The sequence below is a fragment of the Pseudomonas sp. FeS53a genome, assembly GCF_000931385.1.
Classification (GTDB): domain Bacteria; phylum Pseudomonadota; class Gammaproteobacteria; order Pseudomonadales; family Pseudomonadaceae; genus Metapseudomonas; species Metapseudomonas otitidis.
In genome coordinates this window covers 13,598-32,773 of sequence record NZ_JYFT01000049.1, presented here as the reverse complement: position 1 = coordinate 32,773, position 19,176 = coordinate 13,598, and the positions used below count along the sequence as shown (strand labels likewise).

The 19,176-nt window shown below is 71.0% G+C and carries 20 protein-coding genes; 5 read left to right on the top strand and 15 right to left on the bottom strand.

Translation table 11 applies throughout. The features are described from left to right. Positions 1–232 (top strand): transposase (locus SZ55_RS27435; protein WP_152644471.1); only part of this gene is annotated, 232 nt, incomplete at its 5' end. A 64-nt stretch (positions 233–296) separates the two neighbouring features. Here SZ55_RS27435 and SZ55_RS14355 read toward each other — a convergent pair. The 4 genes from SZ55_RS14355 to SZ55_RS14340 all read right to left on the bottom strand — a co-directional run bounded on the left by SZ55_RS14355 (position 297) and on the right by SZ55_RS14340 (position 5,995). Next, on the bottom strand, positions 297–1,226 hold the full coding sequence (locus SZ55_RS14355; RefSeq protein ID WP_044407184.1) for a sulfonate ABC transporter substrate-binding protein: 930 nt from the start codon (positions 1,224–1,226) through the stop codon (positions 297–299). Between the two features lie 2 nt (positions 1,227–1,228). After that, the gene (mgrA, locus tag SZ55_RS14350; protein ID WP_044407180.1) at positions 1,229–2,272 is read right to left on the bottom strand and encodes an L-glyceraldehyde 3-phosphate reductase; all 1,044 of its coding nucleotides are present in this window, start codon (positions 2,270–2,272) and stop codon (positions 1,229–1,231) included. A gap of 56 nt (positions 2,273–2,328) precedes the next feature. After that, the gene (locus SZ55_RS14345) at positions 2,329–3,660 is read right to left on the bottom strand and encodes an LLM class flavin-dependent oxidoreductase (protein ID WP_044407177.1); all 1,332 of its coding nucleotides are present in this window, start codon (positions 3,658–3,660) and stop codon (positions 2,329–2,331) included. A 79-nt stretch (positions 3,661–3,739) separates the two neighbouring features. Beyond that, on the bottom strand, positions 3,740–5,995 hold the full coding sequence (locus SZ55_RS14340) for a TonB-dependent receptor (protein WP_442963698.1): 2,256 nt from the start codon (positions 5,993–5,995) through the stop codon (positions 3,740–3,742). A 217-nt stretch (positions 5,996–6,212) separates the two neighbouring features. Between SZ55_RS14340 and SZ55_RS14335 the strand changes: the two genes are divergently transcribed. The 3 genes from SZ55_RS14335 (at position 6,213) to SZ55_RS14325 (ending at position 9,089) form a co-directional block, all read left to right on the top strand. Continuing rightward, on the top strand, positions 6,213–7,247 hold the full coding sequence (locus SZ55_RS14335; protein WP_044407171.1) for a LacI family DNA-binding transcriptional regulator: 1,035 nt from the start codon (positions 6,213–6,215) through the stop codon (positions 7,245–7,247). Between the two features lie 37 nt (positions 7,248–7,284). Beyond that, entirely contained in the window at positions 7,285–8,475 is a 1,191-nt protein-coding gene (locus SZ55_RS14330; RefSeq protein WP_044407168.1) for an MFS transporter, read from the top strand. Between the two features lie 248 nt (positions 8,476–8,723). Further along, complete coding sequence (locus SZ55_RS14325) at positions 8,724–9,089, top strand: nuclear transport factor 2 family protein (RefSeq protein WP_044407165.1); 366 nt, start codon at positions 8,724–8,726, stop codon at positions 9,087–9,089. A 56-nt stretch (positions 9,090–9,145) separates the two neighbouring features. On the opposite strand, the gene SZ55_RS14320 is transcribed toward SZ55_RS14325, so the two are convergent. Both SZ55_RS14320 and SZ55_RS14315 read right to left on the bottom strand, forming a co-directional pair. Beyond that, the gene (locus SZ55_RS14320; RefSeq protein ID WP_044407162.1) at positions 9,146–10,060 is read right to left on the bottom strand and encodes a sigma 54-interacting transcriptional regulator; all 915 of its coding nucleotides are present in this window, start codon (positions 10,058–10,060) and stop codon (positions 9,146–9,148) included. A gap of 74 nt (positions 10,061–10,134) precedes the next feature. Beyond that, a complete protein-coding gene (locus SZ55_RS14315) occupies positions 10,135–10,716 on the bottom strand; it encodes an alpha/beta hydrolase (protein WP_044407159.1) in 582 nt (193 codons plus the stop codon). Positions 10,717–10,895: 179 nt separating this feature from the next. Between SZ55_RS14315 and SZ55_RS14310 the strand changes: the two genes are divergently transcribed. Beyond that, a complete protein-coding gene (locus SZ55_RS14310; protein WP_044407156.1) occupies positions 10,896–11,816 on the top strand; it encodes a LysR family transcriptional regulator in 921 nt (306 codons plus the stop codon). A gap of 28 nt (positions 11,817–11,844) precedes the next feature. On the opposite strand, the gene madM is transcribed toward SZ55_RS14310, so the two are convergent. The 9 genes from madM to mdcA all read right to left on the bottom strand — a co-directional run bounded on the left by madM (position 11,845) and on the right by mdcA (position 19,084). Then, positions 11,845–12,609 (bottom strand): malonate transporter subunit MadM, encoded by a 765-nt coding sequence (gene madM, locus SZ55_RS14305; RefSeq protein ID WP_044407154.1) that lies wholly within the window; start codon positions 12,607–12,609, stop codon positions 11,845–11,847. Positions 12,610–12,614: 5 nt separating this feature from the next. After that, complete coding sequence (gene madL / locus SZ55_RS14300; RefSeq protein WP_044407152.1) at positions 12,615–13,019, bottom strand: malonate transporter subunit MadL; 405 nt, start codon at positions 13,017–13,019, stop codon at positions 12,615–12,617. Between the two features lie 61 nt (positions 13,020–13,080). Beyond that, positions 13,081–14,007 carry a malonate decarboxylase subunit epsilon gene (gene mdcH / locus SZ55_RS14295; RefSeq protein WP_044407149.1) on the bottom strand — a complete coding sequence of 309 codons (927 nt, stop codon included), beginning with the start codon at positions 14,005–14,007 and terminating at the stop codon, positions 13,081–13,083. Beyond that, positions 14,004–14,618 (bottom strand): malonate decarboxylase holo-ACP synthase, encoded by a 615-nt coding sequence (locus tag SZ55_RS14290; protein WP_044407147.1) that lies wholly within the window; start codon positions 14,616–14,618, stop codon positions 14,004–14,006. Before SZ55_RS14290 ends, mdcH begins: the two co-directional genes overlap by 4 nt. 20 nt (positions 14,619–14,638) lie before the next feature. Continuing rightward, positions 14,639–15,424 carry a biotin-independent malonate decarboxylase subunit gamma gene (gene mdcE / locus SZ55_RS14285; protein WP_044407144.1) on the bottom strand — a complete coding sequence of 262 codons (786 nt, stop codon included), beginning with the start codon at positions 15,422–15,424 and terminating at the stop codon, positions 14,639–14,641. Then, complete coding sequence (locus SZ55_RS14280; RefSeq protein ID WP_044407141.1) at positions 15,421–16,275, bottom strand: biotin-independent malonate decarboxylase subunit beta; 855 nt, start codon at positions 16,273–16,275, stop codon at positions 15,421–15,423. The genes mdcE and SZ55_RS14280 overlap by 4 nt, the downstream gene beginning before the upstream one ends. Continuing rightward, positions 16,268–16,567: a malonate decarboxylase subunit delta gene (locus SZ55_RS14275; protein WP_044407138.1), complete on the bottom strand. Its 300-nt coding sequence runs from the start codon at positions 16,565–16,567 to the stop codon at positions 16,268–16,270. Before SZ55_RS14275 ends, SZ55_RS14280 begins: the two co-directional genes overlap by 8 nt. 1 nt (position 16,568) lies before the next feature. Then, entirely contained in the window at positions 16,569–17,420 is an 852-nt protein-coding gene (locus SZ55_RS14270) for a triphosphoribosyl-dephospho-CoA synthase (RefSeq protein ID WP_044407135.1), read from the bottom strand. Then, positions 17,420–19,084: a malonate decarboxylase subunit alpha gene (gene mdcA, locus SZ55_RS14265; protein ID WP_044407132.1), complete on the bottom strand. Its 1,665-nt coding sequence runs from the start codon at positions 19,082–19,084 to the stop codon at positions 17,420–17,422. Before mdcA ends, SZ55_RS14270 begins: the two co-directional genes overlap by 1 nt. Positions 19,085–19,176: the final 92 nt, after the last annotated feature.

Sequence of the window (19,176 nt, the reverse complement as noted above, 5' to 3'; positions counted from 1 at the left end):
CCGACGGAAGCTGACCAAGCAGGGCGATCCGGAAATCCGCCGGCTGCTCTATACGGCAGCAATGGCAGCCAGCCGCACCGTCGCCTGGAAAGACTGCTACCAGGGTTACCTGCAACGCGGCCTGAAGAGAACCGAAGCGCTGGTCATCCTGGCGCGCAAGCTGGCTAGGATCGCCTTTGCCGTGATGAGAAGTCAGAAGCCATATCGACCTCGCGTCGCTACGGCGGATTGACATGGAATCTCCCACAGCCGTAGACCATTCGCCCCTACACGACCGAACCCCATGCATGGGGCCTCTACGGCCGCCACACCGCACTCCCGACATCCACCCGCTTCGGCAGCAGCCGGCTCTCCAGGAACAGGTCGGCCGTGCGCTGCTGGGCGGCGGCGATGTCGTCGGTGACCGGGCCGATGGGCGAGGCCGGGCGGTGCTGGAAGCTGCGCTCGATCACTGCCGGGGGCAGGCCCATGAACTTCGCCAGCAGGGCGATGCTGCCGTCGCGGTCGCTGCGGGTCAGGGCCTCGGCCTCGGAGATCATCCCCAGCACCTGCTGCACGAACGCCGGATCGGCCTCGGCGTAGCCCCGCGCGGCCAGGTAGAAGGGCCCGCTCAGCCCCAGCCCCTCGCCATTGGCCAGCAGCCGTGCATGGCCCTCCAGCTCCATGGCCGAGTAGTAGGGGTCCCAGATCGCCCAGGCGTCCACGCTGCCCTGCTCGAAGGCGGCACGGGCATCGGCCGGGGTGAGGAACAGCGGCTGGATGTCGGCCATGGACAGCCCCGCCGCCTTGAGCGCGCGCAGCAGCAGGTTGTGGGCGCTGGAGCCCTTCTGGAAGGCCACCTTGTGCCCCTTGAGCTCGGCCACCGAGCGGATCGGGCTGCCCTCCGGCACCAGGATCACCTCGGCCTGGGGCTTGGGAGGTTCGGCGCCGACGTAGAGCAGGTCGGCCCCGGCGGCCTGGGCGAAGATCGGCGGGATGTCGCCGGTGGAGCCCAGATCCAGGCTGCCGACGTTGAGCGCCTCGAGCATCTGCGGGCCGGCGGGGAATTCGATCCACTGCACCCGGGTGGCGGGGAAGCGCTGCTCCAGCAGGCCGTGCTCCTTGGCCAGCACCAGGCTGGCGGAGCCCTTCTGGTAGCCGATGCGCAGGGTGGCGGGGTCAGCCAGGGCGCCCTGTGCCAGGGTCAGCAGCGCCAGCAACGCGGCGCCCAGTCGAAGTCGTTGCATGCTCAGGCCTGCCAGTCGGTGGAGGGTTTTTCCCAGAGGTTGATGCCGCCTTCCACCGCGTGGCGGTCGATCTCCGCCAGCTCCTCGGCACTGAAGGCGAGGTTGTCCAGGGCGGCGACGTTCTCGACGATCTGCTCCGGGCGGCTGGCGCCGATCAGCGCCGAGGTCACCCGCGCATCGCGCAGGGTCCAGGCCAGCGCCAGCTGGGCCAGGCTCTGGCCCCGGCGCCGGGCGATCTCGGCAAGGGCGCGGGCGCGGGCGATGTTGGCCTCGGCCAGGTGCTCCGGGCGCAGCGAGGCGCCGCCGGGGCGGTTGACCCGCGCATCCGCCGGCACGCCGGCGAGGTACTTGTCGGTGAGCAGGCCCTGGGCCAGCGGGGTGAAGGCGATGACGCCGGTGCCCAGTTCCTCGGTGGTGGCCAGCAGGTCCTTCTCCACCCAGCGGTTGAACAGGTTGTAGGCCGGCTGGTGGATCAGCAGCGGCACCTTCCACTCCCGCAGCAGCGCGGCGAGCTCGCGGGTCTTGCCCGCCGAATAGGATGAGATGCCCACGTACAGCGCCTTGCCCTGCTGCACCGCGCTGGCCAGTGCGCCGGCGGTTTCCTCCAGGGGCGTGTCGGGGTCAAAGCGGTGGGAATAGAAGATGTCCACATAGTCCAGCCCCAGGCGCGCCAGGCTCTGGTCGAGGCTGGCGAGCAGATACTTGCGCGAGCTGCCGCCCTGGCCGTAGGGGCCGGGCCACATGTCCCAGCCGGCCTTGGTGGAGATCACCAGCTCATCGCGGTAGGCGCGGAAGTCTTCCTTGAGCAGGCGGCCGAAGTTGATCTCGGCGCTGCCGTAGGGCGGGCCGTAGTTGTTGGCCAGGTCGAAGTGGTTGATGCCCAGGTCGAAGGCGGTGCGCAGCAGGGCGCGCTGGGTGTCGAGGGGCATGGCGTCGCCGAAGTTGTGCCACAGCCCCAGGGACAGGGCCGGCAGCACCAGCCCGCTGCGGCCGACGCGGCGATAGGGGATGCGCTCGTAGCGGTCGGGAGCGGCGATGTAGGTCATGGATGGGTCTCGCTTCAGGTTGTCGGGACCCCGCTGGCGCGGGGCCCCGGTGAATGTCAGGCGGGGCGGGCGAAGCGGTTCGCCGGCCGCGCCAAGCCGAGGTGTTCGCGCAGGGTGCGGCCCTGGTACTCGGTGCGGAACAGGCCGCGCCGCTGCAACTCCGGCACCACCTGGGTGGCGAAGTCCTCCAGGCCGGCCGGCAGGTGCGGCACCAGCACGTTGAAGCCATCGGCGGCGCGGCCCTCGAACCAGGCCTGCAGCTCGTCGGCGATCTGTGCCGGGGTGCCGATCAGGCTGTGGTGGCCGCGCCCGCCGGCGATGCGCCGGCCGAGCTGGGCCAGGGTCAGGTTCTCCTGGCCGGCCAGCTCGGTGAGCAGCTTCTGCCGGCTCTGCTGGCCGTCCTGGGTCAGCGGCAGCTCGGGCAGCGGGCCGTCCAGCGGGTATTCGGAGAGGTCGAAGTTGCCGAGCATGCGCCCCAGCAGGGCGACGCCGACGCGGGGCTCCACCAGCGCCTGGAACTGCTCGAACTTCTCCTTCGCCTCGGCCTCGCTGGCGCCGACCACGACGAAGGCCCCGGGCATGATCTTCAGCTCGTCCTCGTGGCGGCCGAACCTGGCCAGGCGCCCCTTGAGGTCGGCATAGAAGGCCTGGGCCTTGGCCAGTGAAGTCTGCGCGGTGAACACCACGTCGGCGGTCTCGGCGGCCAGCTCGCGGCCGGTCTCGGAGGAGCCGGCCTGCACCACCACCGGCCGGCCCTGGGGCGAGCGGGCGACGTTGAGCGGGCCCTGCACGCGGAAGTGCTCGCCCTGGTGGGCGAGCACGTGGAGTTTGTCCGGGTCGTAGTACTGGCCGCTGGCCTTGTCGCGGAGGAAGGCGTCGTCCTCCCAGCTGTCCCATAGGCCGGTGACCACCTGGTGGAACTCCCGGGCGCGGGCGTAGCGCTCGGCGTGGCCCAGGTGAGCCTCGCGGTTGAAGTTGAGCGCCTCGGCGGCCGCGTCGGAGGTCACCAGGTTCCAGCCCGAGCGGCCGCCGGAGATGTGGTCCAGCGAGGCGAACTTGCGCGCCACGTGGTACGGCTCGTTGTAGCTGGTGGTGACGGTGCTCACCAGGCCGATGCGCTCGGTGACGGCGGCCAGGGCGCTGAGCAGGGTCAGCGGTTCGAAGTAGGTGGAGCGGGCCATGTGACTGGCGATGTCGCCGGTGGGCGCAGCGACGCTGTCGGCGACGAACAGGGCGTCGAACTTCGCCGCTTCGGCGATGCGTGCCAGGTGTCTGTACTGGGCGAAGTCGAGGGTGTCGGCGGGAACGTCCGGGTGGCGCCAGGCGGCCACATGGTGACCGGTGGCCATCAGGAAGGCGCCGAGGGAGAGCTGTCGGGATCGGGTCATGGTGTCGTTACCGGGGTCGGTGGGGGTGCCGCCCGGCCGCTCTGCGGCGGCTCGGGCGGTTCCTGCACGCAGGCGCGGGTCAGAAGTCGAAATCCTTGCGCAGCTGGACGCCGAAGTAGCGCTCGTCGTCCCGTGGCACGGCGCGGTAGATGTAGCTGCCGCCGCTGGCCAGGGACTGGGCGTAGGAGGTGTCGGCGAGGTTCTTGCCCAGCAGCGCCACGCGCCAGCCGGCGTTGTAGTCGGCCAGGGCGACGCTGGCGTTCCAGATGCCGTAGGCGCCCTGCACGGTGTCCGGGTTCTGGTCGAGGCTGAACTGCACCTCGTCCTGCCAGCTGTAGTCGGTGGACAGTTCCACATCCAGGCCGTTGTCCAGCGGGATGCTGTAGTCGGCGCGCACATAGGCCTTCCAGTCCGGGGTGAAGGGCAAGCGGCCGCCGTCGATGTTGCAGGTGGCGGCGGCGCCAGGCGGGCAGTTGAAGTGGTCCACCCGCGCCTTGGTGTAGGCCAGGGCGGCGGACAGCTTGAGCTGGCGGGTGGCCTGGAAGCTGGTGTCCAGCTCCACGCCCTGGGTCTTCACGCTGCCGGCGTTGATCAGGCGGGTCACCACCTGGTTGGCCACGGTGTCGAAGAAGTTCGCCTGGTAGTCGTCGTAGTCGGTGTGGAACACCGCCAGGTTGGCGCTCAGGCGCTTGTCCAGGGCGGTGGCCTTGAGGCCCAGCTCGTAGGAGTCGGAGGTCTCCGGCTTGAGCGCCCCGGTGTCGCGCGGCTGCATGTTGAAGAACACGTTGTAGGCCGGGCCCTTGTAGCCGCGCGAGTAGGTGGCGTAGCCCATCAGGTCGTCGCTGAAGTCGTACTGCAGGCCGGTGCGGCCGGACCAGCCGTCCTCGTCCACCGAGCCCGAGCTTGCGGTGGAGGGCTGGATGCCGGTGACGGCGGTGGCGGAGGTGGACGTGCGGCGGTGGTCGTATTCCAGGTCGTCGTGGGTCCAGCGCAGGCCGAACAGCGCGCGGAAGTCGTCAGTGAGGTTGAAGGTGTTCTCGCCGAACAGCGCGACGCTGTCGTTGGTCACGCTGTAGTCGGCGCGGCCGCTGTTGGGGGTGCCGCCGTTGACCGACAGGCGCCGGTAGGTCTCCTCGGAGCGGCCATGGAAGTAGTAGGCGCCGACCACGTATTCGTTGAAGCCGCCCTTGGGCGAGGCCAGGCGGAACTCCTGGGAGTACTGGTCGTAGTCCACCTCGCCCTTGTCGTGGGAGGCGGTCAGCGGCAGCTGCGCCGAGCGGTCGCCGTCCTGGTACTGGGTGTTGTCCCAGCCGCGCCAGGCGGTGATGGAGGTGAGGGTGAAGTCGCCCAGCTTCCAGTCCACCTGCCCGGACAGGCCGCTGTTGGTGTCCTCGACGTAGGTCTTGTAGTCGCTGCGGATGTCGCGGTTGTGGTCGCTCGGCACCACCGGGCGCAGGGCGCTGGCGAAGGCTGCGCTGCTGGTGGAGGTGATCACGCCGCTGGGCAGGGTGTCCTCGCCCTCCATGCGGTCGGCGATCAGGGTCACCTTGAACGCGTCGTCCGGCTCGAACACCAGCTTGCCGCGCACGCCCTTGCGGTCGTAGCCGTTGACGTCATGGCCGTTGGCGAGGTTCTCGACGTTGCCGTCATAGCGCCCCAGCAGGGTGCTCAGGGAGCCTTTCAGGGTGTCGCTCAGGCGTCCGCCGATGCCGAAGCGCAGGCGGTTCTCGTTGCCGCCGCCGAAGTGCGAGTAGTCCACGTAGCCGTGGCCCTGCTCGGGTGGGTCCTGGCTGACGATGTTGAGCACGCCGGCCGAGGCGTTCTTGCCGAACAGGGTGCCCTGGGGGCCGCGCAGCACTTCGATGCGCTCCAGGTCCAGCAGGTCCAGGGTGGATTGCCCGGGGCGGCCGAACACCACGCCGTCCACCACCGTGGCCACCGTGGGCTCGACCCCCGGCGAGGTGGAGATGGTGCCGACGCCGCGGATGAACAGCGAGGTGTCCTTGTTGGAGGCACCGGTGCGGTAGTTGAGGGTCGGCACCTGCTGGACGATGGCGCCGACGTTGTTGCGGTTGTCGCGCTCCAGCTGCTCGCCCTGCACCACGGAGACGGCCACCGGCACGTCCTGCAGGCTGGCTTCGCGGCGGGTGGCGGTGACGGTCACCGTCTTCAGCGTGGGCGCGGCCTTCCGGCCGTCGGCGGTGCTGTCGGGGGTGCGCTCGGCGGCCCCGGCGGCGCTCCCCAGCGCCGCCAGGAGGATGCCGATGGCCAGCGGGCTGCGGCGCCCGCCGTGGGAGGTGCGAAGGCCGCGCGGTGCGGCCGGATTGCTGTGGATGCTCATGCTCGTTTCACTGCCCTGCGGAGACCAGACGTGCCTGCTGCTTGGCAGGCTCCTTGTGGGCTGTCGCGGTCTGGTCTCGCTCGTGCGAGTGGCAGCAAAAAGGCAGACAGCCGTGCTTTGTTAGCGCTAACATCGCCAGTATCCGAGCGACACCAATAGATCGTCAAATAATTAAAAATTACTTTTATATGCCTACAAGGATGGTCAATCCATGAGCAGCCCCCGCAAGCGCCGAGGCGCAGGACGCGTCACCCTCAGCGCCGTGGCCGAGCGCGTCGGCGTCTCCGCCATCACCGTGTCGCGCTACTTCAACCAGCCGGAGCAGGTCTCCGAGGAACTGCGCGGGCGCATCGAAACGGCGGTGGCCGAGCTGGGCTACGTGCCCAATCTGGTGGCCGGCGGCCTGGCCTCTGCGCGCGGGCGCATCGTCGGCATGGTCATCCCCAACATCTCCGGGCCGATCTTCGCCAATACGATCCAGGGCTTCAGCGACACCCTGGCGCGCCACGGCTACCAGCTGCTGCTGGCCTCCAGCTACTTCTCCGAGGAACAGGAGGAGAGCGCCGTGCGCGCCTTCCTCGGCTGGTCGCCGGCGGCCCTGGTGGTCACCAGCCATTTCCACAGCCCCGGCACCGAGAAGATGCTCGCCGAGGCGGACATCCCGGTCGTCGAGGTCTGGGACTACCAGCCCGAGCGCGCGCCGATGCAGGTGGGCTTCCTCCACCGCGACGTGGGCGTCGCCGCCGCCCGCTACCTGCTGGACAAGGGGCACACGCGCATCGCCTTCGTGCAGAACAGCGCCGCCGGCGACTTCAGCGCCCTGGACCGCCGCGACGGCTACGCCGACACCCTGCGCGCCGCCGGCCACGAGCCCTGGGTCTTCGTGCCCAGCAGCGGGCTGGCGCCCTTCGAGGCCGGCAAGCAGGCCATGGAGGCGCTGATGAAGCGCTCCCCACGGCCGGACGCGATCATCTTCGCCAACGACAACCTCGCCGCCGGCGGCCTGCTCGCCGGCCAGCGGGCGGGCCTGGACCTGCCGGGCGACTGCGCGGTGATGGGTTTTGGCGACTACCCGTTCGCCGAGATGCTGCTGCCCAGCCTCACCACCATCCGACCGCCGGCGCTGGAGATCGGCGAGCGCGCCGCCACCCGGGTGCTGGAGGCACTGGGCGTGCTGCCGGTGGAGGGCGAGGTGGAGCGCCTGAATCTGCTCGACTGCCAGGTCATCGCCCGGGAAAGCGCGTAGAATCCGCGCGCCCTCGCAACAAGCCCTGCCTCTTGCCATGAATCCCTCGACCCTCCTCTCCCTCCCCCTGCTCGCCCTGGCCCTTGGCGGCTTCGTCGTCGGCAGCAGCGAATTCATCATCATGGGCCTGCTGCCCGAGGTGGCCCAGGACCTCTCCGTGAGCCTCTCCGACGCCGGCCTGCTGGTCAGCGCCTACGCCATGGGCGTGGTCATCGGCGCGCCGCTGCTGGGCCCGCTGCTGGGGCGCCTGCCACGGCGCCAGGCGCTGCTCTGGCTGATGGGCGCCTACGCCCTGGGCAACCTCGCCTGCGCCCTGGCCCCCAGCTACGAATGGCTGCTGGCGGCGCGCATGTTCACCGCCTTCAGCCATGCCGGCTTCTTCGGCTGCGCCACCCTGCTGGCCGCCGAGCTGGCGCCGCCCCATCGCCGCGCCTCGGCCATGGCGCTGGTGCTTAGCGGGCTGACCATCGCCAACGTGCTCGGGGTGCCGGCCGGCGCCTGGCTGGGCCAGGCCACCAGCTGGCGGGTGACCTTCATGGTGGTGGCGGGCCTGGGCCTGCTGACGCTGCTGGCGCAGTTCCTCTGGCTGCCGGCCACCGCCAGGCCGCAGCCCAATGCCGCCGGTGCCTGGGACGGCATCTTCCGGCGCCCGGTGCTGCATGCGCTGGGGGTGTGCAGCCTGTCGTCGGTGGCGCTGTTCGGTGTGTTCACCTACATCAGCCCGCTGCTGCGCGATGTCTCCGGTTTCAGCCCGGAGCACGCCAACTTCGCCCTGCTGCTGTTCGGCATCGGCCTGACCCTCGGCAACCTGCTGGGCGGGCGCCTGGCGGACAAGGGCTTCCGCTTCGCCCTGCCCGGGGCCTTCGCGGTGAGTGCGCTGTGCCTGGTGGGGCTGTTCGTCTTCGCCCAGGTGCCGGTGCTGGCGCTGGCCTGCCTGTTCCTCTGGGGCGTGGCGAGCTTCGCCATCTCCTCGCCGCTGCAGTTGCTGCTGGTGGAACAGGCCGGCGAATCCGCCAGCCTCGCCGCCACCCTCAGCCACGCGGCCTTCAACCTGGGCAACGCCAGCGGCGCCTTCGTCGGCGGCCTGTGGCTGAGCACCGGGATGGGCCTGGCCAACCTGCCGCTGATGGGCGTGGCCGTGCTGGTCGCCACCCTGCTGGTGTGCCTGCCCCTGCCGCGCCTGCGCGCCACCCGCGAGCGCCTCCAGGCGGCCGGGCAGATCCATTGACCCAGGCCCCGTGGGATGAAGCTGCACCCGTAGGAGGGATCGCGCTTCGCCGATCCACCGTCCAGCTCCAGGCCGCGCGCCGTGCATCGGAGTGATGGGCTTCGCATAGCTCAGCCCATCCTACGGGCGGTATGAGCCCCACCCGCGTGATGGCGATCGAGAGGGTTCGCGGTACGGAACCCCGGGAGCTGCGGGATCGGCCCGGGCGGGCTAGGCTCTGGCCTTTCCCACGCGACAGGAGCACGGACATGGAAGCAGAACGCCAGGCCATCGAGGCGGTGGTACGGGATTACGTGGAAGGCATGGTGCGGGCGGACGCGACGCTGTTGCGCGGCGCCTTCCATCCCGACAGCCGCATCGTCGGGCACTTCGGCCCGGACCTGCAGTGGCTCTCGCCGGAAGCCTTCATCGCCGGCCTGCAGGCCAAGGGGCCGGTGGTGGCCGAGGGCGAAGCGCCGGTGTGGCGGCTGGAGTCCCTGGACCTCACCGGCGACACCGCCCTGGCCAAGGTCACCGACGTCTACGCCGGCCTGGACTTCACCGATTACCTCTCGCTGCTGAAGATCGACGGCCGCTGGCGCATCGTGCACAAGCTGTTCCACCTGCACGGCTAAGGCCTGTCTCCGGGTGGATCACATCTCATCGACCCACCCCTTGCCCCCTCGACGCCCTACCCCGCCAGCACTTCGGCGAACAGCTGGCGCAGGTTGTCCACATCGTTGGCCGCCAGCTGGCGCAGCTGCTGGGCGAGCTGTGCATAACTCGGTGCGGGCGGCAGGTTGAGGTGGTGCGGCAGGATCTCCTCGCCGTCGCTCACCAGCAGGGCGAAGTGGATGCTGTTCTCCAGCTCGCGGGTGTTGCCCGGCCAGGGGTAGCCCTCCAGCGCCGCCTGGGCCTGGGCGCCGATCAGCGGCAGCGGCAGGTCGAGGCGCTGGGCGTAGATGCCGAGGAAGTACTCGGCCAGCGGCAGGATGTCGTCGGGGCGCTCGCGCAGCGGCGGCAGTTCCACGCGCCCTTCGTTGAGGTACTGGTAGAGCCGCTCGTCGAACTTGCCGGCACGCACCGCCTGGGCCAGGTCGATGCTGGTGGCGGCCACCAGGCGCACGTCCACCGGGGTCGGCTGCTGGGCGCCGACGCGGGTCACCTCGCGGCTTTCCAGGGCCGCCAGCAGGCGCGCCTGGAGCGGCAGCGGCAGGTCGCCGATCTCGTCCAGGTAGAGCGTCCCGCCATTGGCCGAGCCGAACCAGCCGGCACGGCTGCTGGCCGAGCCCGCATGGGCGCCGGGGGCGTGACCGAACAGCTCGGCCTCGGCGTAGGCCTTGCTGATGGCGCCGCAGTTGACCGCGACGAATAGCCCCGGCCGCTCGCTGGCGCGGTGGATCTGCCGCGCCAGCAGCTCCTTGCCGGTGCCGGTCTCGCCCTGGATCAGCACCGGCACGGCGGCCGGTGCCAGGTGTTCGATTTCCTCCCGCAGGCGCCGCGAACGGGCATCGACGAACACCAGCGCGCGGGCACGGATGCTCAGCGGGCTGCGGTCGGCGTCGGCGAAGGTCAGCAGGGGTTGGCCATTGGCTGGCTGGCTCATGGACGAAATCTCCCGCCGGGGCCTGCGCGCTGGCAGGTCCCGGACGTCACGCGATGAATGGAGGCGCGCCCGGCTCAGGCGCGCAGGCGGGCCAGTTGCTCGATGCGCCCCTGCAGGCGGTAGAGGTAGGCGAAGCCCTGCTCCCAACGCTGGTGGCCGGACTTCACGTTGATGTGCCCGGCGCCGGCGAGGATGGCCGGCTCGGCGCCCCAGTCACGGGCCAGTTGCAAGGCCCGCTGCGGGCTGGCTGCGTGGTCGTTGTCGGAGCCCACCAGCAGCGTGGGGAACGGCAGGGCCGTGCGGGGGATCGGCGCGAAGCCGGTGAGCGCGTCCGGGCAGCCGGGGCGCTCCACATCCGCCGGGGCGACCAGCAGCGCACCGCGCACCCGGCGCAGCACGTCCGGGTCGGCCTGGGCCGCCCAGTGGGCCACGGTGACGCAGCCCAGGCTGTGGGCGACGAGGATCACCGGCGTGCGCTCGGCATCGATGGCCCGCTCCAGCGCCGCCACCCAGGCCGCGCGGTCGGGTTGGTCCCAGTCGGCCTGCTCCACCCGCTGCGCGTTGGGCAGCGTGCGCTCCCAGTGGCTCTGCCAATGGTCGTCGGGGGAGCCCTGCCATCCTGGCAGGATCAAGTAGCGAATGGCCTGGCTGCGCATGGCGAGCCCTCCTTGCGAGACGTTCGATGAAGGGCAGTCTAGGGGCTCGTCATATATCTGTTAAGGAATAAGAATTTATTTACTTATGCATTATTAGCTTATAGCTGCAGGTCATCCTCGCCCCGCCAGACCGAGCGAGTAGGATGAGCCCCTCGCCCCCAGCACCGGAACGCGGCGCCATGCAGATCGACGACGAGCTGACCCTGAAGAAACTGGAGACCTTCCTCGCCTTCATGCGCGCGGGCAACCTGTCCCGCGCAGCGGCGGCGCTGGGCACCAGCAACGTCAGCGTGCACCGCGCCATCCACTCCCTGGAGAGCGCCCTGCGCTGCCCGCTGTTCAAGCACGAGGGGCGCAACCTGACGCCGCTGGAAAGCGCCTACGTGCTGGAGGAGAAGGCCCAGAAGCTGGTGCAGGACGTGCTCGACATGGTGCGCCTGACCCGCGAGGCGGCGGGTTTTTCCGCCGAGCGCTTCAAGCTCGGTGCGCTCTATTCGCTGACGGTGAAGACCGTGCCGCAACTGGTGATGGGCCTGAAGATCCGCCGCAGCGAGCTGAACATCGACCTCACCCTGGGCTCCAACGCCGACCTGCTCTACCGCCTGAAGAACCTGGAGCTGGACGCCATGCTGGTGTCCCTCGACGAGAGCGTCAGCGACCCGGACTGCGAGCAGCTGCCGCTGTTCTCCGACGACATCTTCCTCGCCGTGCCCACCGACTCGCCCTTCGCCGAGCAGCCGGAGGTGGACCTGGCGGACCTGGCCGACTCCACCTTCATCACCCTCACCCAGGGCTTCGCCACCCACCGCGACGGCGCGCGGGTGTTCCAGCAGGCGGGCTTCGAGCCGAAGGTGGCGATGCAGGTGAACGACATCTTCACCCTGCTCAGCATGGTCAGCTCCGGGGTCGGCTACGCCCTGCTGCCCGGACGCATCGCGGCGGTGTACGAGAACCGCGTGAAGCTCATCCCGCTGCAGGCGCGCTACCGCCTGCAGCAGCACATCGGCGTGGTCTTCCTCAAGGCCCGCGAGCGCGACCCCAACCTGCTCGCGCTGCTGGCCGAATGCCGCATGTACAGCCTGCGGCAGGGCCCGCACTGACCGCCGTCGAAAAACCCGGGCGAGCCCCTCAGCCGGCCAGGCCGCGCATCATGAAGAACAGCAGCGACGGGCCCAGCAGGCAGCCCAGGGCGGTGTAGAACGCGGCGGTCAGGCAACCGTAGGGCACCAGCTTCGGATCGGTGGCCGCCAGGCCCCCGGCCACGCCGCTGGAGGTGCCCATCAGGCCGCCGAAGATCACCGCCGTGCGCGGGTTGTCGAGGCCGATGAAGGGCGCCACGAAGGGCGTCGCCACCATCACCAGGATGGCCTTCACCAGGCCGGCGGCGATGGACAGCGCCATCACCTCGGAGCTGGCGCCGATGGCCGCGCCGGTCACCGGGCCGACGATGTAGGTCACCGCCCCCGCGCCGATGGTGGTCAGGCTCACCGCGTCGGTGTAGCCGAAGGCCAGCGCCACGCCGACCCCGGCGACGAAGGAGGTGCCGATGCCGAAGAACAGCGCCACTACCCCAGACACGCCGGCGCGCTTGAGTTCCTCGATGTTCACCCCGAAGGCCGTGGCGACGATGGCGAAGTCCCGCAGCATGGCGCCGCCCAGCAGGCCGATGCCGGACAGCAGCGGGATGTCCACCAGGCCCTTCTGCCCGCCGGTCATCACGCCGCCCACGTAGGACAGCACCAAGCCGAGGAAGATGGCGATGGCCGAGCCGTGCAGGCGGCCCCGGGTGAGCCTGTCGGAGAGCCAGTAGGACAGCCACATGGTGACGCCGATGACGGCGAAGCCGCTGATCAGCCCGTAGCCGTTGATCACTTTCAGCATGGATTCGTACATGGCGGTCACCGTTGCGCAGGCTTCAGGGCATCAGCGGCGGCCGCCGCGTCGGGCTTCTTTTGGCCGAGGCGGTCCAGCACCGGGACCATGGCGAAGCCGAGGACCACCGCCGCGATGCCGGCGAGGATCGCCATGGGCCCGCCGGACAGCGCGCCGAGCACGTTCTGCTGGGCGGCCATGGCGACCACGATGGGGATGTAGATGGCGCTCCAGAATTCCACCCCCTGCTCGCTCTTGGCGCCCATCAGGCCGCGCTTGTGCAGGGCGCTGCCGACGAAGATGAGCAGCAGCATGGCGATGCCGACACCGCCGACGTTGGCGGGAACGCCCAGGAGCTTGCCCAGGAGTTCGCCGATGAACAGGCCGAGAAGGGTACACAGGGCCAGGAAGGCCACACCGTAGATGATCATTGTTGTTGTCCTCGTGTTCGGGTCGAAGTGGCTTGTTTTTATCCTTCGAGTTGCACGGCGTTTATCGGGAGTGCTCCACCTCCTGGCGCAACAGGGCGTCCAGCGTATCCAGGCGGGCGCCCTGAAAGGCGATCACCGCCCCTTTTTCGAACACCCGCCGCGCCAGGCCGCTGAGCACGGCGCCGGGGGGCAGCTCGATGAACAGGCGCACGCCGCGCTCATAGGCGGTGCGCAGGGTGCCGTGCCAGTCGACCACGCGGCACATGTTGAAGGCGAGGTCGTCGCGCAGGCGCTCCGGGTCGTGGATCGGCCGCGCGGTGGTGCCGCTGAGGTAGCGGATCGCCGGGCGCCGCAGCGGCACCTCGGCGAAGGCCGCCGCCAGTTCACGGGCCGGCGCTTCCAGCAGCGGGCAGTGGGACGGCACGCTCATCGCCAGGCGCTTCGCCAGGCCGGCCCCCAGGGCGCGGGCCCGCTCGGCGACGGCGGCCATGGCGGCGTCGCTGCCGGCGATGACGATCTGGTTGTCGGCGTTGAGGTTGCCGATGAACACCGGGCCCTCGGCCTCGGCCAGCAGCCCTTCCACCGTGGTCAGGTCCAGCCCCTGCAGGGCGGTCATGCCGTAGCCCTGTGGATAAGCCCGCTGCATCAGCTCGCCCCGCAGGGCCACCAGGCGCAGGGCATCGGCGAAGTCCAGGGCGCCGGCCACCACCGCCGCCGGGTAGGCGCCGATGGACAGCCCGGCCACGTAGTCCGGCGCCGGGCTGCGCGCCAGCAGCAGGCGCGCGCTGGCGACCCCGGCGATGAGCAGGCAGAGCTGCACCGCACGGGTGGAGCGCAGGGCCTCGGCGCTGTCGAGCCGGGCCAGGTCCTGCCCCAGCACCTCGGCGGCCTCGTCCAGGCAGGCACGCACTTCCGGCGCTGCCGGCAGGGCCTGGAGCATGCCGGGCTGCTGGGCACCCTGGCCGGGGAAGGCGAACAGGCTGCTCATGCCACGTCCTCCCGGGGCTGCCAGGGGTTATCCACAAGCCGCGCGCCGGCATCGCACTTGAGCAGCACGCGGCGGGCGCTGCCGCCCCACTCGCGCAGGGCCACGCCGCCCCGGGGCGTCTGCAGTTGCAGGTCGACGCGGCAGGGCAGGTCTTCGAACAGCACCAGCAGCTCCCGCGCCCAGGCGCGCGGCAGGGGCTCGGCGCTGCGCAGCAGCAGGTCGAGGTCACTCTCCACGTGCAGCACGTCGCGTCCGGTGGCGAGCTGGTAGCCCACCCCGCCAGTGGGGCCCCAGGGCAGGCCGAGGGCGTCCATCAAGGGCGTCACCTGGGCCAGGGCCCGCAAGGCCGGCAGTTCGCCCGGCGCGCGCAGGCGCAGTTGCTCGGGGGCGAGGCGTCGCTGTACGGCGGCGACCGGCATGCAGGCGGCGAAACGCTCGGCGCGGGTGGCGCCACGCACCCCCACGGCCACCTGGCCCGCCGGGCAGCACGCACGGCGCACCACCACCGGCAGCCCGGCGGCCAGCACCTGCCGCGCCCAGGCCGGGGCCTCGACGGGCAACCGGTCCGGGGCCAGGCCCCAGAGCAGGTCGTGTGGCTGGAGGCGGTCCATGGCGGGCTCCCGGCCGGGCCTTACCACTGCGCCCGCAACTGGGCACGCACCGCCGAGGAGGCGGCGCGGTTCTCGGCGCCCAGGCGGTTGGACAGGTCGGTGCCGGTGCCGATGTCCGCCACGGCGCGCACCAGGCAGTCGCGCACCCGGTCGAGGTCGGCGGCGCCGGGGCTGTCGGGGTTATCCACAGCCAGGCGCTCCCAGAGCAGGCCGAGGGAGGCGTAGTTGTCCAGGTCGTAGGCCATGGGCGGCACCTTGGCCGCCAGGGCTTCCAGCTCGTCGACGCTGCGCAGGGTGATGCGCGCGGCGGCGGCCTTGCCCATGGCGTGGACCATCACCCCGGCATCGTCCAGGGCGATCAGCCGCTGGGCCTGGTAGCCGTGGGCGAGAAAGGCGCCGGACATGGCCTTGCCTACCAGCAGGCCGATCACCGGGTGCCCGGCGAGGCGGGCACGGGCGTAGGCGTCCACCGCTCCGGCCAGGGCCTGGTGGATGCCCAGGGCCTCTTCGCGGCGGCCGTAGGCCTGGCTGGGCACGTCCACCACGGCCACCAGCACGCGCTTGTCGGCACGCCCGGCATCGGCCTGGATGGCGTCATCCACGGCCTTGGCCAGGCCCCAGCCTTCCAGCAGGCCCACCTCGCCGTTGCGGGCGCGGGGGAAGGGGTTGCGCGGGTCGGGCACCACGGCGATGAAGCGCGCGGCGCGGCTGCCCACCTCGCCGTCGATCACCTGCACCGAAGCGGGGAAGCCCGCCAGCGGGGTGCCGCCGGCCAGGCCGTGCAGCCAGTTCAGTCCTCGGCTCATTGCAGCTCTCCCTGGTAGAGGACGCGCACCTGGGCGGCGTCCAGTTGGTCACAGTCCTCCCCCAGCCGGGCCAGGCGGGCGAGGAATTCGTCGGGGCGGCGGCAGCGCGGGGCGGCGGGTTCACCAGCCGCCAAAAGGCCGGCCAGGGCCTCGCGCAGGGCCGCCACATCATCGGCCACGTAGGCGTCGGCCAGCCCGCAGGCGTGGCGCTGTTCGCCACCGGTGAGGCTCCAGATGAAGGGCCGGTCGCGGGCGTCGTACTCCTCGATGCCGGCTTCCTGCTCGATCACCTGGGGGCCGTTGAGGCCCAGGCGCGCCTCGCGGGTCACCAGCAGGTGGCTGCACAGGCCGGCGGCGATGGACATGCCGCCGAAGCAGCCGACGGCCCCGGCGATCACGCCCACCACCGGCTGGTGCTGGCGCAGGGCGACGATGGCGGCCTGGATCTCGGCGATGGCGGCCAGGCCCAGGTTGGCCTCCTGCAGGCGCACGCCGCCGGTTTCCAGCAGCAGCACGGCGGCAGTGGGGATGCCCTGGCGGTTGTCTTCCACCGCCAGCTCCAGGGCGCCGGCGATCTTGGCGCCGCCGACCTCGCCCAGGCTGCCGCCCTGGAAGGCGCCCTCGATGGCGGCGATCACCAGGGGGCGGCCGTCGAGGCTGCCCTTGGCCACCACCACGCCGTCATCGGCCTGGGGCACGATGCCCTGCTGCACCAGCCAGGGCGACATGAGGCGATCGAAGGGGCCGAGCAGCTCGCGGAAGCTGCCGCCGTCCAGCAGCGCGCGAGCGCGCTGGCGGGCACCCAGTTCGACGAAGCTGCGGGCCGCCAGCAGGCGGGCGGTATCAGTCATGGGCCACCTCCTCCAGGGCCTGCTCCAGGCGCAGGCGCACCACCCCCGGCGTGGCGCCGAAGTCGTGGATGTCGATGTTCAGGGCCGGCAGCTGCTGGCCGGCGAAGAGGCGCTGGAACAGCTGCGTCCAGCGCGGGCCGCTGCCGTTCACCGAGGTGATCACCTGGATCGCCAGGGTGCCGGCACGGCCGGGTTCCAGCAGCACTTCCAGGTCGCCGGAGCCGACGCAGCCCACCAGGGCGCGGCCGCGAGCGGGTTGCCCGGCGGGGAATTCGAAGGTCAGGGTTTCCATGTCACAGGCTCCCGGCTTGATCGAGGAACAGGCAGGCGGCCAGCAGGTCGGCGGCTCCGCCCGGGGATACGTTGAGGGCCAGCAGGCGCGCCTCCAGTGCGCGCAGCTGACGGCGCCCGGCGAGGCTGGCGGCGCCCCCGGCGGCGAGCACCGCGCGGGCACCGTCGCGGGTGGCCTGCAGCCCCTCCGGGCCGGCGCGCCAGAGCACGCAGGTGTCGGACAGCTCGGCCATGATCGCCAGCAGCGCATCGAGCCGGGCGTTCTGCTCGCCGGCTCCGGCCGCGCGGCTGCGCTGCAGCTGTGGCAGGCCGTGGTCGAGGGCGGCGGGGAAGCCCAGCTGGGCTTCTTCCCGCGCACCGCGCACGCCGTAGCGACGGCACACCTCGGCCCCGTGGCTGCGCGGCGCGGGGGCGGCCGGGTCGTCGATCAGGGCGATGCGCGCGGCCCGCAGGGCGATGGCGCGGGCGTCGCGGCTGTCGGGCTCCAGCGCCCAGGCCGCCACCAGCAGGCCGAGGGCCCAGATGGCCCCCCGGTGGGTGTTGACCCCGGCGGTGGTGGCGAGCATCGCCGCCTCGCCTTCGCGGCCGATGCGGCCCAGGGCTTCGCGCAGGGGCACACCGACCTCGCCGTGCTGCAGGGCGGCCTCGGCCATCTGCCGGAAGCAGGGCCAGAGCGACAGCGCCGAGGCGTGCATCAGGCCCAGGTGCAGGTCGGTGTGGGCGCCGCTGCCGCGCCGGTCCACCAGGCCCGGCTTGGGCGTGAGGTCGGCCTCGTCGATCAGGGCGTCCACCGCCCGGTCCGCCAGCCAGTCGGCCAGGGGCAGGTCGGCGTCGCGTAACGTGAGTGCGCTCATCACCAACTCCTGAAACGGGCGGGCGGGTTGTAGAGGCCGCCGGACCACTCCACCAGCTCGGCGATACTCTTGGCCGCGAGCAGCTCGCGGCTGGCGTCGGTGCGGCGGATGCCGAGGTCCTCGGGCAGGGCGATGAGCCCTTCGCGGCGCATGCGCTCGGTGTCCCTGGGGTCATGGCGCAGGCCGATGGCGGTGACCCCGGCGACGGCGGCGATCATGGCGCGGCGTTCCTCATCGGAGCGCGCCTTGTACAGGTAGGCGATGCCTTCCTCGGTGAGCAGGTGGGTGACGTCGTCGCCGTAGATCATGATCGGTGCCAGGGGCATGCCGGTCTTCCGGGCCACGTCGACGGCGTCGAGGGTCTCGACGAAGGTGGGTTTGCCGCCTTCCTGGAAGGTTTCCACCATCTGCACCACCAGCTTCTTGCCGCGCGCCAGCAGGGCCTCGGGTTCGGCGCGCATGTCCAGCCAGGCGGGGGTGGAATGGCGCCGGCCGCGCGGGTCGTGGCCCATGTTCGGCGCGCCGCCGAAACCGGCCAGGCGGCCCCGGGTGACGGTGGAGGAATGGCCGTCGCCGTCCACCTGCAGGGTGGCGCCGATGAACAGGTCCACCGCGTACTGCCCGGCCAGCTGGCACAGCATGCGGTTGGAGCGCAGGGAGCCGTCGCGACCGGTGAAGAACACGTCCGGGCGCTGGGCGATGTAGCCCTCCATGCCCAGCTCGGTGCCGAAGCAGTGCACGCTTTCCACCCAGCCGGTCTCGATGGCGGGGATCAGCGTCGGGTGCGGGTTGAGCGTCCAGTTGCGGCAGATCTTGCCTTTCAGGCCCAGGGACTCGCCGTAGGTGGGCAGGATCAGCTCGATGGCGGCGGTGTTGAAGCCGATGCCGTGGTTGAGGGACTGGACGTTGTGTTTCTCGTAGATGCCGCGGATCGCCATCATCGCCATCAGCACGTGCACCGGCTTGATGTGGCGCGGGTCGCGGGTGAACAGCGGCTCGATGTAGAAGGGCTTGTCGGCCACCACCACGAAGTCCACCCAGGAGGCGGGGATGTCCACGCGCGGCAGGTCGCGCACGTCGTCCACCAGCTGGTTGACCTGGGCGATGACGATGCCGTCGGAGAAGGCCGTGGGCTCCACCAGGGCCGGGGTGTCCTCGGTGCTGGGACCGGTGTAGAGGTTGCCCTCGCGGTCGGCCATGAAGCCGGCCACCAGGGTGACGTTGGGGATCAGGTCCACCACCAGCCGCGAGTACAGCTCGATGTAGGTGTGGATGGCGCCGACTTCCAGCAGGCCGTCTTCCATCAGCTGGCCGATGCGCAGGCTCTGCGGGCCGGCGAAGGAGAAGTCCAGCTTGCGGGCGATGCCGCGCTCGAACAGGTCCAGGTGCTCGGCGCGGCTGACGCTGGGCATGATCATGTGCAGGTCGTGCAGGCGGCCGGGGTCGGCCTTGGCCAGGGCGCGGGAGAGGAAGTCCGCCTGCTTCTGGTTGTTGCCTTCGAGCACCACCCGGTCGCCGGGGGCGATCAGGGCTTCGAGGGCCTCGACGATACGCTCGCCGGGCAGCACCGCGCCGTCGGCGAGGTGGCGCACGCGGTCGAGGCGGCGCTGCTTTTCCGCGCGCCGACGCGACCACTGCGGCGGGGAGGTGGGTGTTGTTGTCATGGTGGCTCCACGGGTTCCGCTGTCGTGGAGCGAACCTTAGGAGCGCGACCGGCTGGTCATCAATCAAGCCCGGCGGCGGATCGTTACGGCCA